The organism is Streptomyces shaanxiensis, assembly GCF_039537145.1.
Lineage (GTDB): Bacteria > Actinomycetota > Actinomycetes > Streptomycetales > Streptomycetaceae > Streptomyces > Streptomyces shaanxiensis.
The window spans coordinates 78,631-91,725 of record NZ_BAAAZY010000031.1 but is presented as its reverse complement, the minus strand read 5'-3'; the positions used below and the strand labels follow the sequence as shown (position 1 = coordinate 91,725).

13 protein-coding genes are annotated in these 13,095 nt (G+C 71.5%); 8 read left to right on the top strand and 5 right to left on the bottom strand.

All coding sequences use genetic code 11. The features are described 5' to 3' along the window. Positions 1-74: 74 nt before the first annotated feature. Positions 75-275 (top strand): SCO2195 family GlnR-regulated protein, encoded by a 201-nt coding sequence (locus ABD932_RS41110; RefSeq protein WP_093908068.1) that lies wholly within the window; start codon positions 75-77, stop codon positions 273-275. Positions 276-333: 58 nt separating this feature from the next. After that, on the top strand, positions 334-1,035 hold the full coding sequence (locus tag ABD932_RS41105; RefSeq protein WP_126391714.1) for a DUF4191 domain-containing protein: 702 nt from the start codon (positions 334-336) through the stop codon (positions 1,033-1,035). A 73-nt stretch (positions 1,036-1,108) separates the two neighbouring features. On the opposite strand, the gene ABD932_RS41100 is transcribed toward ABD932_RS41105, so the two are convergent. The 3 genes from ABD932_RS41100 to ABD932_RS41090 form a co-directional block, all read right to left on the bottom strand. Continuing rightward, a complete protein-coding gene (locus tag ABD932_RS41100; protein WP_345021260.1) occupies positions 1,109-3,241 on the bottom strand; it encodes a M56 family metallopeptidase in 2,133 nt (710 codons plus the stop codon). A 19-nt stretch (positions 3,242-3,260) separates the two neighbouring features. Continuing rightward, the gene (locus ABD932_RS41095; protein ID WP_345021258.1) at positions 3,261-3,794 is read right to left on the bottom strand and encodes a hypothetical protein; all 534 of its coding nucleotides are present in this window, start codon (positions 3,792-3,794) and stop codon (positions 3,261-3,263) included. Between the two features lie 93 nt (positions 3,795-3,887). Continuing rightward, positions 3,888-4,355, bottom strand: a complete 468-nt coding sequence (locus tag ABD932_RS41090; protein WP_126391716.1) for an RDD family protein — start codon at positions 4,353-4,355, stop codon at positions 3,888-3,890. A gap of 198 nt (positions 4,356-4,553) precedes the next feature. On the opposite strand from ABD932_RS41090, the gene glnA reads away from it, so the two are divergent. The 5 genes from glnA to pspAB all read left to right on the top strand — a co-directional run bounded on the left by glnA (position 4,554) and on the right by pspAB (position 9,606). Then, positions 4,554-5,963 (top strand): type I glutamate--ammonia ligase, encoded by a 1,410-nt coding sequence (gene glnA, locus ABD932_RS41085; protein WP_126391718.1) that lies wholly within the window; start codon positions 4,554-4,556, stop codon positions 5,961-5,963. Positions 5,964-6,108: 145 nt separating this feature from the next. After that, a complete protein-coding gene (locus ABD932_RS41080) occupies positions 6,109-6,378 on the top strand; it encodes an SCO2583/SCO2584 N-terminal domain-containing protein (RefSeq protein WP_345021255.1) in 270 nt (89 codons plus the stop codon). A gap of 94 nt (positions 6,379-6,472) precedes the next feature. Next, entirely contained in the window at positions 6,473-7,897 is a 1,425-nt protein-coding gene (locus ABD932_RS41075) for a HEAT repeat domain-containing protein (RefSeq protein WP_345021253.1), read from the top strand. A gap of 201 nt (positions 7,898-8,098) precedes the next feature. Beyond that, on the top strand, positions 8,099-9,016 hold the full coding sequence (htpX, locus tag ABD932_RS41070; RefSeq protein WP_345021252.1) for a zinc metalloprotease HtpX: 918 nt from the start codon (positions 8,099-8,101) through the stop codon (positions 9,014-9,016). 2 nt (positions 9,017-9,018) lie between these two features. Next, a complete protein-coding gene (gene pspAB, locus ABD932_RS41065) occupies positions 9,019-9,606 on the top strand; it encodes a PspA-associated protein PspAB (protein WP_345021251.1) in 588 nt (195 codons plus the stop codon). Positions 9,607-9,659: 53 nt separating this feature from the next. On the opposite strand, the gene ABD932_RS41060 is transcribed toward pspAB, so the two are convergent. Further along, positions 9,660-9,956: a hypothetical protein gene (locus tag ABD932_RS41060; protein ID WP_345021249.1), complete on the bottom strand. Its 297-nt coding sequence runs from the start codon at positions 9,954-9,956 to the stop codon at positions 9,660-9,662. A 303-nt stretch (positions 9,957-10,259) separates the two neighbouring features. Further along, positions 10,260-11,618: a DUF2252 domain-containing protein gene (locus tag ABD932_RS41055; RefSeq protein WP_345021247.1), complete on the bottom strand. Its 1,359-nt coding sequence runs from the start codon at positions 11,616-11,618 to the stop codon at positions 10,260-10,262. 279 nt (positions 11,619-11,897) lie between these two features. On the opposite strand from ABD932_RS41055, the gene ABD932_RS41050 reads away from it, so the two are divergent. Further along, the gene (locus tag ABD932_RS41050) at positions 11,898-13,088 is read left to right on the top strand and encodes a winged helix DNA-binding domain-containing protein (RefSeq protein ID WP_345021291.1); all 1,191 of its coding nucleotides are present in this window, start codon (positions 11,898-11,900) and stop codon (positions 13,086-13,088) included. The last annotated feature ends 7 nt before the right edge of the window (positions 13,089-13,095 follow it).

Below are 13,095 nucleotides of genomic sequence, written 5' to 3'. Positions count from 1 at the left end.
ACCAATCAGTGACGCTGGTTGCACACCCCGTACACCGCTCACCGAAGCCGCCATCCCGAGGGGGGACCTCCACCATGCAGGCCGCGCCCGTTCGCGCCACCGCCATCCCGTCCTTCACCACTGCACTCCGTGCCGTCGAGTCGCTGCTGATGAGCAGCGGCCAGCGCACCGCCCGTCGCAACGCCTGGACGTCCGTGCTGGAGGACCGCCGTCGCGCCAAGGACCGGGTCGAGGCACAGCGCGTCCTGGACCAGGCCACCTCCGTCCACCCCTGACCCCTCCCCCGAGGCACTGCCGTCGTCGGCACTCCCGGGGCCACGTAGACTTCGTGCCATGGCGAGGAAGGACACGGCAGCGGACGCTGCGAATCCCGGGCGACTCAAGCAGATCGCTCTGACCTACAAGATGACCCGCAGGGCCGACAAGAAGATCGGTCTTGTACTCGCGGCTGTCGGAATCGTCACCTTCGGTGTCTTCCTCGCGATCGGTTTCTTGATCGGTCACCCCATCTATCTCGGCATCCTGGGCCTGCTCCTCGCCTTCCTCGCGACGGCGATCGTGTTCGGGCGCCGGGCCGAGCGGGCCGCCTTCGGGCAGATGGAGGGCCAGCCGGGCGCAGCCGCGGCCGTGCTGGACAACATCGGCCGGGGCTGGACGACGACCCCCGCGGTGGCGATGAACCGCAGCCAGGACGTGGTCCACCGGGCCGTCGGCAAGGCCGGCATCGTGCTGGTCGCCGAGGGCAACCCGAACCGGGTGAAGAGCCTGCTGGCCGCCGAGAAGAAGAAGATGAACCGCATCGTGGCGGACGTGCCGGTGCACGACCTGATCGTGGGCACGGGCGAGGGCCAGGTCGGGCTGCAGAAGCTGCGGACCACCATGCTGAAGCTGCCGCGCGTGCTGACCGGTCCCCAGGTGACCGCCACCAACGACCGGCTGAAGGCCATGGGCGACCTGATGAGCAACATGCCGTTGCCGAAGGGGCCCATGCCGAAGGGCATGAAGCTGCCGAAGGGCGGGCCGAAGGCTCGCTAGGGCGCCCCCCCCAGCCATGAACGGGCCGTTCCGGAATCCACGGATTCCGGAACGGCCCGTTGACATTCGGTGTCTACCACGCGGAGGGCGACGGCAGGGGGTCGCTGGGCAGGCCGCCCCCGTAGGCCCCCACCTGCAGGCGGAATGACCCCAGCGCCGTCTTGGCCGTGAGGAAGTCCAGCTCCAGGGCGAAGACCTGCTCCGGCGGTGCCTCCGCCAGGCCGGGCGCGCACAGGACGGCGGCGCCGCTGCGTGCGTGCTTCAGCGCGCTCTCCCAGGACCTCCGGCCTCGGGGCTCCGGATAACGCGGCTGCTCGTCGGCGGCGACCAGGGCCTTCCGTAGGGCCGGGCAGTAGCCCGCGGGCACGGCGGGCACGTACCGGTCCGGGCCCTTGTCGGCCATGGCCGTCAGGCCGGACGACCGTCTGTCGAGAGCTCGCGTCAGCCCGGTGAGGGCCTTGCGGCCACCGTTCTCGGACCAGTCGGTCACCTGGGCGCGGGTCTTCTCGTCCGCCGTCGGCGCCGGTTCGGGCTGGTATGCGCGCGGCAGCCTCTTCATCGCCTCGAACAGAGCGGTACTGCTGCGATCACCGGTGTCGGCGGTCCCCACGGACAGCGGGTCCAGGGCGAGGAGGGCACCGATGGCGACCCCGACGAGGATCTTGGGCCGGAGGGAACGCCGTTCCCGGCGCGGCGTGGGCTCCGCACCGCGGGCGGCGACGGGCTCCGTCCGGCGGACGGGGTGTCCCGACGCGGTGTACGAGTACGCGTAGGCATACGGCGTGAGCCGGTCCCTCGGCGGACTGCCCGGCTCCTTGGGCTTGTCCTTTCCGCGACTGTCCTGTCCGCGTCCGTCCTTGGGCGGTCTGACCGCGAACCAGGTCGCCACCAGCAGCGGGACGGCCACGTAGATCGCCGTTTTGAGCACGTCATCGGCCCAGGACCGCGACTGCGCGATCGGGACACGGATCAGGACGAGGAGCGAGGTGAGGAAGAGGACCGCCTGGAGCCAGTTGCCGCCGGGGTCGCTCGGCTCGGACCGGCTGATCGCGCGGTACCGGTGACCCCAGTCCGGGTGGGTGCGCCACAGGCCCGTGAACCAGCCGATCGCCGACGACGCCCACTCGGGCAGCCGGCTCAGGCCACTCCCGTCCAGGAGCACCGCATGGTGCCGCCATACGGCCGTGTCGGCGCCGGAGGCCACGGCGTCCAGGTCGGCGCACAGCTCACGGCTGCGCAGCACGTCGGCGCGGCTCAGCTGCACCTGGGCCACGAGGAACGCGGCGAACAGCACCTCGCCCAGCCAGGGTGCGGCGTCGGCCCAGAAGAGGTGGTTCCGGCCCAGCACGGTCTCCTGGAAGACCAGCCAGCTCTGGAGCACGGCGTAGGGAAGGAGCACCAGGACGCAGTAGGTCCGCCAGAGCGCGACGGTGAGGTAGGTGATGTCCACGTCACGGTTGCGGATGTGGGCCAGCTCGTGCAGGACCACGGCTTCGAAGTTCCCCGGGTTGTCCGTGCGCTCCTTGAGCAGGGCCGCCGGGAGGGCCACGACATAGCGGCCGGCGCGGCCGAAGGCGACAGCCGTGGTGGCCTTGCCCCGGCGCATGTCGACGACGAAGCGGGGCTCGCGGCTCACCTCGGCCCGGGCGGTCAGCCTGGCCAGGTGCCGCGACAGCGGTTCTTTCGGCTTCGGCGTATCCCGGGCAGCCGCCTCCTGCGCCATCTCCTGCGCCATCCGCTGCATGTGGGTACGCAGATCGAACCAGGTGCTCTCGGCGGGCGGCAGGACCGGGGCGGGCTCAGGGGGTGCGCTTCTCGCCGGGGCAGCGACTTCGTCGAAGTCCGCCGCGGGCAGCAGACGGCCGCGGCGGATCCGCCAGATGGGGATCAGCCAGTAGACCAGCAGGGCGACGAGGACGACGGCCGCCGTCCCGAGCAGCGCCAGGCGCAGCGCTTCCCCAGCGACCTGGACCCGGCAGTCCTCGAAGGCGTCGTCGAACCAGATCGAGAGGTTGACCCGCCACACCGGCGCGTCGGGGTCCCCTCCGGACGCGCGGACGCATCCGCGGAAGGTGGGCTCGGACCGTACGGCCAGCGCCGCCCGGTCGAGCATGGTGAGGCAGGACGACAGGAGGACGAAGAGCAGCACCATGAAGCGCCGTGTCGTGCCCTTGCCCGCGTTCCACCGGTTCTCCCCGTGGTTCACCGTGGTCCGTCCCGGGGGTTCAGCGCGTGGCGCGGGCCGTCTCGCCGGCGTCCGGCGGCTCCTCCGCCCCGGTGCCGGAGCCGACCTCGCCGCGTCCGGTGCCGGCGGCGGCCTCGCGGGCGAGGCGGGACACCACCGCGTCGGCGAGGGACCTCGAGTTCTCCCGCACCATCCCGGCCTCGGCCGCCAGCTCCAGCACGCGCGCGTGGACGGCCTCCAGCTGCGGCGCGGTCAGCGCGGGCACGGTCTCCGAGTCGTCGGACCGGCGCAGCAGCCTGCGCAGCGGACCCTTGAGACGGGCCAGCGCGCTGTCCGTGGCCACGCCCACCCCGTGCCGGACCACCTCGTTCACCACCAGCCACACCACGGGGGTGACGAGGACGACGGCGTCCGTCACTCCGAAGCCGAGGGTGTCCGGGCCGTTGCCCCGGCGTGTCATCACGTCCGTGACGTGCCGGTCGCTGAGGGACCGCATGCCGTCGAGCAGAACGAGCTCACCCGGAGCCGTGTCGGCGATGACATCCCGCACGACCTCGCGTCGTGTTGCGCTCATGGCGCAGCACCTTACTCACATTCCGCTCAACACCACTGAATCTCCTGGGAGTTGGAGCGTCCCGTGGCCAGGATCACAGGCGGGTCGGAGCGGTCAGATCCGTACCTCGACGGTCCGAGCCAGCCGGTCGTGCAGTCCGCGGCCGTCGCGGTCCCAGATCAGGGCCGGGACGGCGACGCACAGCAGGGCCGTCCGCAGCAGGGCGCGCAGCGGGTTCACGGTGCCGGTCTCCAGGACGACGACGCGCAGGCCGAAGAGTCGCTTACCCGGAGTGAACCCGATGGTGCCGACAGTCAGGGCGCTCATCAGGAAGAACAGGAGCAGAGCCCAGTTGCTGGTCGCCTGGCCGTAACCGTCGGTGATAAGACCGTATGCGATCAAGACGCAGATGCCCCAGTCGACGGCGAGTGCGCCGAGCCGGCGTCCCGGGCGGGCGATCGACCCCGGCCCCTCCTCCGGCAGACCGAGCTGTTCCCCTCGGTATCCAAAGTCGACACCGGCGTCCTCGGCGGCCGCACGGGGCCCCGAGAGCCAGGATCCGATTGCTTGCCTCTTGTCCACGCGTCCACGGTACTGTGCGCGTTTTGCGATACGGACAGGTGGGGTGCGGTACGGGATGTCCGGTTAACGTGGGCGAAACAAATGGGTCACGCTTGAGAAATCACCCGTCCCTAGGGTCGAAGACAGCGTGTGCCACCGCACTGGCCGCACGAACGAACTACCACCCCGGCGCGGACGGTCGGGAGTAGGAGGAGCTGGATGTTCCAGAACGCCGACGAGGCCAAGAAGTTCATCGCGGACGAGGACGTCAAGTTCGTCGACGTCCGCTTCTGCGACCTGCCGGGCGTCATGCAGCACTTCACGGTGCCCGTCGAGGCGTTCGACCCGGACGAGGAGCTCGCCTTCGACGGATCGTCGATCCGCGGTTTCCAGGCGATCCACGAGTCCGACATGGCGCTCCGTGCCGACCTGTCGACGGCCCGGGTGGACCCCTTCCGCCGGGACAAGACGCTCAACATCAACTTCTTCATCCACGACCCGATCACGGGCGAGCAGTACTCCCGTGACCCGCGCAACGTGGCGAAGAAGGCCGAGGCCTACCTCGCGTCGACCGGTATCGCGGACACCGCCTACTTCGGTCCCGAGGCCGAGTTCTACGTCTTCGACAGCGTGCGGTTCGCCACGTCGTCGAACGAGTCCTTCTACCACATCGACTCCGAGGCGGGCGCCTGGAACACCGGCGCCCTCGAGGACAACCGTGGTTACAAGGTCCGCTACAAGGGCGGTTACTTCCCGGTCCCGCCGGTCGACCACTTCGCCGACCTGCGTGCCGAGATCTCCCTGGAGCTGGAGGCCGCCGGCCTGAAGGTCGAGCGCCAGCACCACGAGGTGGGCACCGCCGGCCAGGCCGAGATCAACTACAAGTTCAACACGCTGCTCGCGGCCGCCGACGACCTGCAGCTCTTCAAGTACATCGTGAAGAACGTCGCCTGGCGCAACGGCAAGACGGCGACCTTCATGCCGAAGCCGATCTTCGGTGACAACGGCTCGGGCATGCACGTGCACCAGTCGCTGTGGACCGGCGGCCAGCCGCTCTTCTACGACGAGGCCGGCTACGCGGGCCTGTCGGACACCGCCCGCTACTACATCGGCGGCATCCTGCGGCACGCCCCGTCGCTGCTGGCCTTCACCAACCCGACGGTGAACTCGTACCACCGCCTGGTGCCGGGCTTCGAGGCGCCGATCAACCTGGTGTACTCGCAGCGCAACCGCTCCGCCGCGATGCGTATCCCGATCACGGGTTCCAACCCGAAGGCCAAGCGCGTCGAGTTCCGCGCGCCCGACTCCTCCGGCAACCCGTACCTCGCCTTCTCGGCCCTCCTCCTCGCGGGCCTCGACGGCATCAAGAACAAGATCGAGCCGGCCGAGCCGATCGACAAGGACCTCTACGAGCTGGCTCCCGAGGAGCACGCCAACGTCGCGCAGGTCCCGACCTCCCTCCCGGCCGTCCTCGACTCCCTCGAGGCCGACCACGAGTTCCTCCTCCAGGGCGACGTCTTCACGCCGGACCTGATCGAGACGTGGATCGACTTCAAGCGGACGAACGAGATCGCGCCGCTGCAGCTGCGTCCGCACCCGCACGAGTTCGAGCTCTACTTCGACGTGTGATCGGCGACCGGTCCGACCGCCGCGTGACCGGCGTCTGATCGGCATCCGACCGAGGCATGGCGCCCGCGCCCCCGCTGTTGTGACGACAGCGGGGGCGCGGGCGTATGTTCTATTCTGCCGGTGAGACGACACGGGGGTGGACGGGATGCCGGAGCACGAACAGGACGACCAGGAGCGCGAGTTCGACCTGAAGTGGGCGGACAACGCCGAGCACAAGGAGCCCTCGGCCCGGGCCCGGATGCTCGCCGCCCGCTGGAAGGAGAACCCTCCCGGGCCGGTGCCCTTCCGCGCCGACCCCGAGCATGTGGCACGGCAGCACCGCCGCTCGGGCTGGATCTCCACGGTGGTCGTGCTGGGGATCGTCGCGGCGGTGATCGTCCTGCTCGGGTACATCAACTTCCGCGGGTCCTATTAGCCGAGGCGTAATGGCCGGGGCGTATTTCGCGCGACCGGTCCCCGCTGAGCGCCCTACGATCAGCCGATACGGCAGGTAGGGCGGGGTGGGGGGCATGCGCGAGGACATCAGGCGGGGCGAGGTGGCGGCGGTTCGGCTGGCCGGGGGTGTGTCGCTCGGGGATGCCCTCGCTGTCGCCGATCCAGGGGAGTGGCTCGCGCTGGACGCGGGGGCGCGGATGGTGGCCTGGTATCGGGCGGAAGCGTTGCCGGAGTGGGAGTGCGTCGCTCCGTTGCCCGCCGATCTCGCCGGGCTCGACGAGTCCCGGCTCGCGCTCGCCCTCTGCCACCGGGACGGCCGTGTCCGCGAGCGCGCGGTGCGCCGGTCGGGGGCGTACCCCGGTCTCCTGCCGCTGATCGTCATCCGCGCCACCGACTGGGCGCAGCCCGTCCGTGAGGGTGCCCGGGAGTTGCTGCGCGCGGCCCTCGACGTGGACGCCGCCGTCGCGCTCGCGCCGCTGATCCTGCTCGTGGGGCGTCGTGAGCGGGGTGCCTTCGGTGTGGACCTGCTCGGCGAGGTGCTGCGCGGGGTGTCCGGCGAGCGGCTCGTGCCGCTCTGCACCGCCGCCGACCGCACGGTACGCCGGTTCGCCTACCGCCTTGCCGTCGAGGAACGGCTCCTCTCCCCCGCACAGCTGGCCCGCGCGGCCGCCCGGGACACCGACGCCGTCGTCCAGACGCTGTGCGCGGAGGCCGCGCTGAAGGCCGTACCGGCGGACGCGGACGACGACGTACTCCAGCCTCTGCTCGCCGCCCGCAATCCGCGCGCCCGCTCGGCCGGTGTCACGGCGCTGAGGAGGGTCGGGCGGGCTGCCGAAGCGGAGCGGTTCCTGGTCGATCGGTCCGCGGTGGTGCGGGCCTGTGCCCGCTATGTCGTACGTCGGCTCGGCGGCGATCCGCTGCCGCTGTACCGGGGTCGGTGCTCGGACCCGGGCGATCCGGCGCTGCCGCCCGGCGCCGTCATCGGGCTCGCGGAGTGCGGGGAGCGAGCGGACGCCGGGATGCTGTGGCCGCTGCTCGCGCATCCGGTGCCCGCGGTGCGGGCGCGGGCGGTGGCCGGTCTGCGCGTGCTGGACGTGTCGGATGTGGCGCGACTGCGGCCGCTGCTGGACGACTCCGACCCCGGTGTCGTGGGCGAGACAGCCGTCTCGCTGCTGCCGTCCGCGCGGCGGTTGCCCTCGGAGTGGCTGATGGAGCGCATCGGGGTCCGGTGGCCCCGGCATGTGCGTACCGCCGCGTTCCGACTCCTGTGCGCGGGGCCCGGGATCGTGCCGCTGCGGGCGGCGGTGGAGCTGCTGGACGACGCGGATCCGAAGCTGCGTGGCCGGGCCGAGCAGGCCGTTCGGCGGTGGCATCCGTCGGCCGACGTACCGCGCGGGGAGGCGGAGGTGGCGGCACTGCTCGACCGCTGCGAACGGCTCTTCGACGAGTACGTGCTGCGCCGGAAGAAGTGGGAAGCCGGGCTGAGTCACCCGAGCTGAGCCGCTGGAATCCACGGATCCACGGTCCGCTGGTCCAAGGGTCCACGGGCCCACGAGTCGACCGGCCCACGAGTCGACGGTTCCACGGATCCACCGGGACCTTTTGCCTGTCCTAGGGTCCTTCGGGACCGCTTCATGGGGCGGTGTCGATGCACACTGGGCAGTGGGACGAGTGCCTGAGTGCGCGCGGGGTGATGCGAGATGCGGAGCCGCTTCCGGAGTGACCGGCGGTTGACCGCCCGGATGGGGGTCACGCTGTTTCTCCTCGGGTTGTTGTACGTGGGGTTCGTCGCCGCGTTGATCGTGTTGCTGAAGTCATGGGTGCTGGTCGTGGTGGTGGCGGCGGGGCTGCTGGGGGCCCAGTACTGGTTCTCCGACCGGGTCGCGCTGTTCGCGATGCGCGGGCGGGTCGTGGAGCGGGAGGAGTATCCCGAGCTGCACGGGGTCGTCGACCGGTTGTGCGCCATCGCCGACATGCCCAAGCCCGTCGTCGCCGTCTCGGACATGGAGATGCCGAACGCGTTCGCCACCGGGCGGAATCCCGATCATGCCGTGGTCTGCGTGACCACGGGGCTGCTGCGGCGGCTGGAGCCGGACGAGCTGGAGGGGGTGCTCGCGCACGAGCTGTCGCACGTGGCGCACAAGGACGTCGCCGTGATCACGGTCGCGTCGTTCCTCGGTGTGATCGCGGGGCTGATCGTGCGGTTCGCCTTCTACTCGCAGCTGTTCGGCGGCGGACGCCGGTACCAGAACACGGCGGTCGTCTTCGCCGCCGTGATGGGTGTGTCGGCGGCCGTGTACGCGATCAGCTTCCTGCTGATCAGGGCTCTGTCCCGGTACCGGGAGCTGGCCGCCGACCGGGCTGCGGCGCTGCTCACCGGACGGCCCTCGGTGCTGGCGTCCGCGCTCACCAAGGTCTCCGGCGACATCGCCCGGATCCCGACCAAGGACCTGCGGACGGCGCAGGCCTTCAACGCCTTCTACTTCACGCCGGCGTTCGGCCGCGAGCCCAGCGTCGCGCAGCTCTTCTCGACCCACCCGAGCCTGGAGCAGCGGCTCGAACAACTGGGGCGGATCTCCGCCGAGTTGGGCGAGGCAGCGGCTCCCGGAGGGGCGTGAGCATGGGGCTGCTGGACATTCTGCTCGGCCGTACCAAGCCGGTCGCGCCCGATCTCGACCAGCTCTTCGGGCTGCCGTCGGCGGCGGTGACGCTGGAGGCGGCGGCCGGGTTCCGGCCGACCGGGAGCGGGGCGGTGTGCTTCGCCGCCGTCGAGGGCGCGGCCTTCGAGCAGACCCACCGCGAGGTCCAGGCGCTGCTCGACGCGGACGCCGAGCGCGAGGGCCGGCCGGTGGGGCTGGCCCGGGACGGCTACGGCTACTCGTGGCTGGTCTCCCGGCGTACGCCGGACCAGCTGCCGGACCTGGTCAACGACCTGCACGCGGTGAACAGCGCGATGGAGGTCAACGGCTTCGGGCCGCAGCTGCTGTGCTCGCTGGCCGGGTTCGAGGACGAGCGGGACGGCAGACGGCTCGCCCTCGTCTATCTCTACAAGCGCGGCACCTTCTACCCCTTCGCACCCCTGCCCGGCACGGCGGAACGGCGCGACAACCCGCTCGAACTGCGGGTGAAGGCGGCCCTCGCGAACGACCTGCGGATCGAGCAGGACCTCAACCGCTGGTTCCCGGTGTGGGGCGCCCCCGGCCTGTGACCGTGGGCACCCCCTTTCGGGTCACCACCGGAGGGTTACCACCGGAGTTCGTCTCAGCTGCTCTTCTCGCGCTGCTGACGACGGGCCTCCAGGGGACGCTCGCGGCGGTAGCGGCGCTCCCACTTGGCCTGCATGTCACGGCGATCGCGGTAGGCCCGGTAGTCCGAGGGCATGGATCCTCCCGACGAGGACCCTCCCCCGGCTCCCGCGGCTCCCCCGCCCGACGCGGAGGCGTTCCGGCCGTACTGCAGGTACAGGAACAGCACGGCGACGGCGGCCAGCCAGTAGAGGTGGTTTCCGAATCCTAAGATCACCAGGACGACAGTCCCGGACATGACGATGGTGCCCATAACGGGCCTCCGTGAGCGTGGGTTTGGATCTGAATCTTGATCTGGATCTTGGATCTTGGATCTGAAGCTGGGTCTGAATCTGGATCTGGAGCGGTGATCGATGTCCCGACGGGGCGCTGGGGGATGGGCGACCGTCCGTCGGTGCGTAGAGAGTAGCCCCGAGTCCGCAGGGTGACCCCCGCCCTGCGGAAAGCGGCGTGAGCAGCTCCGTTACGCATGTCCAGGGTAGGGATCCGGTCACTCGGCGTGCATCTCCTTTTCCCGGTACGCCAGTTCGGCATGTGCCGTCCGTGCCGGAAGCGGTCAGACCCCGGGCGCGGCGCTGATCAGCCCGGCAGCGACGGCCGCGCCCAGCGTCGCGTGGTCGGTGACGGTCTGATCGGCGTAGGACAGGGCGAACGCGGTGACCGCGCGGTCGAAGGTGTCGGCGTTGCCGAGGTAGCCGGCGATGGCGATGCGGTCGCCGGAGCGGGCGTGGGCCCGGGCGAGGGCGGTGCCGCAGAGGCGGGCGTAGGACACGAGGTCGGCGGGGCTCATCCCGGCGACGTCCGCGGAGCCCTTCATGTCGCGCAGCTGACGCCAGTAGAAGGCGCGGCCCTGCGGCCCCGTCATCCAGCCGAGGAAGATGTCACTGGCCGCCTGCAACAGCCGCTGTCCCGCGACCACGCGATGGCCGTGGTGGACGTAGGGCCCACTGGGCAGATGCTCCTCCAGGACGGACTGCCGCGCCTCCTTGATCTGCAGGAACAGCGGGTCGTCGGCGTCCCGTCCGGCGAGCAGCACGATGAAGCAACGCAGTCCGACGCTGCCGACGCCGACGACCTTGCGGGCGGCGTCGACGAAGCGGTAACGGTCGAGGAGGAGGCGGCGTTCCTCGGAGAGGGTCGAGCGGTAGTCGCTGAAGATCTTGCGCAGGAAGGCCATGTCGGAGGTGCCCGCGGGTTCGATGAGCGGCGGGTCCTCGATGATCCGCCGGCGCCCGTCGACCACCTCGGTGAGCTTGCCGTAGGCCTGCAGGCTGGTGCGGCGGCGGGCGCGGCCGAGGCTGGACTCGGCACGGCGGCGGTGGCGGGTGGAGCGGGCCAGGGGCAGGAGCTGCTCGGCGTCGATGCGCGTGTACCAGACGTCGAGCTCGCCGAGCCGGGCCAGCCGCCGGATCGCGGTGCGGTACGCGGTCACGGCCTCCTGGGCCGCGCGGCCGGCCTTGGCCTCCGGGTGGCCGTTCTCGCGGGCGGCCACGGCGACCGAGACGGCGAGCCGTTTGACGTCCCACTCGAACGGGCCGGGGTACGTCTCGTCGAAGTCGTTCAGGTCGAAGAGGAGGGCGCGTTCCGGGGAGGCGTACAGGCCGAAGTTGAGCAGGTGGGCGTCGCCGCAGAGTTGCACGGTGAGGCCGGTGTGCGGGGCGGCGGCGAGATCGGCGGCCATCACGGCGGCGGCGCCGCGCAGGAAGGCGAAGGGGGACGCCGCCATCCGGCCGTACCTGATCGGCAGCAGCTCCGGCAGCCGGTCGCGGCCCTGGCGTTCGAGTACGGCGACGGGGTCCGGTCGGTCGACGGAGGGGAGCCAGGAGGCGTGGGCGGAGCGGGGGACACGGGTGCGGGCGGCCTTGCCGCGCAGGGCCCGGTCGGCGGGGGTGGCGAGGGTGCCGGGGGCGGTCACGAGAGGGTTCCGGGTCCGGGCGGGCCGTGCGGTGGCCGTCGTATGCCGTCCGTGCCCTGGCTGGCCATCGTGCCTCCCGCTGCCGCGCCCGCGGGCGCGGGTCGCCACCTCCTGATCGCAGTGAACGGCGGGACGGGGGGCGTGCGCATGCCGGGTACGGCAATCGGGTGACGGGGCCGACGGCGGTACCGGGGGCCGTCGGCGTGGCGGGCCGTTGTCAGTGGCGTCCGGGAGGATGCGGTGAGGGACGAGGAGACGGCGTGGCGGGTGGAGGCCGGGATGGGTGACGGGTTGCGGTACGTCGGGGTGGCGGAGCGGCGTGCTCGGCTGGGGTTGCGGCATCGGCTGGCCGGGGCGGCGCGGGCGGCGGGTCCGGCCGAGGTCGCCGAGTCACTGGTCGCGCTGCACGGCACCGACCCGGCGACGGTGTACCTGGCGGTGGGCGCCCGGCTGACGGAGCCCGCGAAGACCGTCGCCCGGACCGAGCGGGCGCTGTACGAGGACCGGGCGCTGGTCCGGATGCACGGCATGCGGCACACCGTGTTCGTGTTCCCCACCGAGCTGACGGCCGTCGTGCACGCCTCGACCGGCGTCGCGGTGGCCGCCCGGGAGCGGGCCACGCTGGTCAAGCACATGGCGTCGGCGGGGGCGCCGGACGCGGCCTGGCTGGCGGAGGTCGAGGAGTCGGCGCTGGCCGCGCTGGCCCGGCGGGGCCAGGCGACAGCGGCCGAACTCGCCGAGGACGAGCCGCGGTTGCGCGAGCGGTTCCTGTACGGGGCCGGGAAGAGCTACGAGGGGGTGCACACCGTCTCGACGCGGCTGCTGCGGGTGCTGGGCGTCGAGGGAAAGGTGGTGCGGGGACGGCCGCTGGGCTCCTGGACGTCCTCGCAGTTCCGCTGGGCGGTGGCACCCGAGCATCCCGAACTGGACGTGGCCGAGGCACAGGCGGAGCTGCTGCGACGCTGGCTCACGGCGTGCGGACCGGCGACCGAGGCCGACCTGAAGTGGTGGACGGGGTGGCGGGTGACGGAGGTCCGCCGGGCGCTGGCGGCGATCAAGGCACAGGCCGTGTCCCTCGACGAGGGGACGGGGTACGTCGTCGAAGGCGACGTCGATCCGGTGACCGGGCCCGAGGAGCCGTGGGCGGCCCTGCTCCCCGGCCTCGACCCCACGGCGATGGGCTGGCAGCGGCGGGAGTGGTATCTGGCGCCGGAGCTGTGGCCGTCGCTGTTCGACCGGAGCGGCAATGTGGGGCCGACGGTGTGGTGGAACGGGCGTGTGGTGGGCGGATGGGCCCAGCGCGGGGACGGGGAGATCGTCTGGCGGTTGCTGGAGGACCTCGGGGGCACGGAGCGGCGGGCGCTGGAGGCCGCGGTCACGCTGGAGGCGGAGCGGTTGCGGGAGTGGGTGGGGGCGTCTCGGGTGACGCCTCGGTTCCGGACGCCGTTGGAGCGGGAGTTGGCGGGGTAGGGCACCT

What these genes read in the sequence shown, in the direction of transcription:
- ABD932_RS41095 (WP_345021258.1), bottom strand. Translation starts at nt 3,794, where the DNA reads ATGAGCGCAACACGACGCGAGGTCGTGCGGGATGTCATCGCCGACACG.
- htpX (WP_345021252.1), top strand. Translation starts at nt 8,099, where the DNA reads ATGCGGAGCCGCTTCCGGAGTGACCGGCGGTTGACCGCCCGGATGGGG.
- ABD932_RS41105 (WP_126391714.1), top strand. Translation starts at nt 334, where the DNA reads ATGGCGAGGAAGGACACGGCAGCGGACGCTGCGAATCCCGGGCGACTC.
- ABD932_RS41060 (WP_345021249.1), bottom strand. Translation starts at nt 9,956, where the DNA reads ATGGGCACCATCGTCATGTCCGGGACTGTCGTCCTGGTGATCTTAGGA.
- ABD932_RS41080 (WP_345021255.1), top strand. Translation starts at nt 6,109, where the DNA reads ATGCCGGAGCACGAACAGGACGACCAGGAGCGCGAGTTCGACCTGAAG.
- ABD932_RS41110 (WP_093908068.1), top strand. Translation starts at nt 75, where the DNA reads ATGCAGGCCGCGCCCGTTCGCGCCACCGCCATCCCGTCCTTCACCACT.
- pspAB (WP_345021251.1), top strand. Translation starts at nt 9,019, where the DNA reads ATGGGGCTGCTGGACATTCTGCTCGGCCGTACCAAGCCGGTCGCGCCC.
- glnA (WP_126391718.1), top strand. Translation starts at nt 4,554, where the DNA reads ATGTTCCAGAACGCCGACGAGGCCAAGAAGTTCATCGCGGACGAGGAC.
- ABD932_RS41075 (WP_345021253.1), top strand. Translation starts at nt 6,473, where the DNA reads ATGCGCGAGGACATCAGGCGGGGCGAGGTGGCGGCGGTTCGGCTGGCC.
- ABD932_RS41050 (WP_345021291.1), top strand. Translation starts at nt 11,898, where the DNA reads ATGGGTGACGGGTTGCGGTACGTCGGGGTGGCGGAGCGGCGTGCTCGG.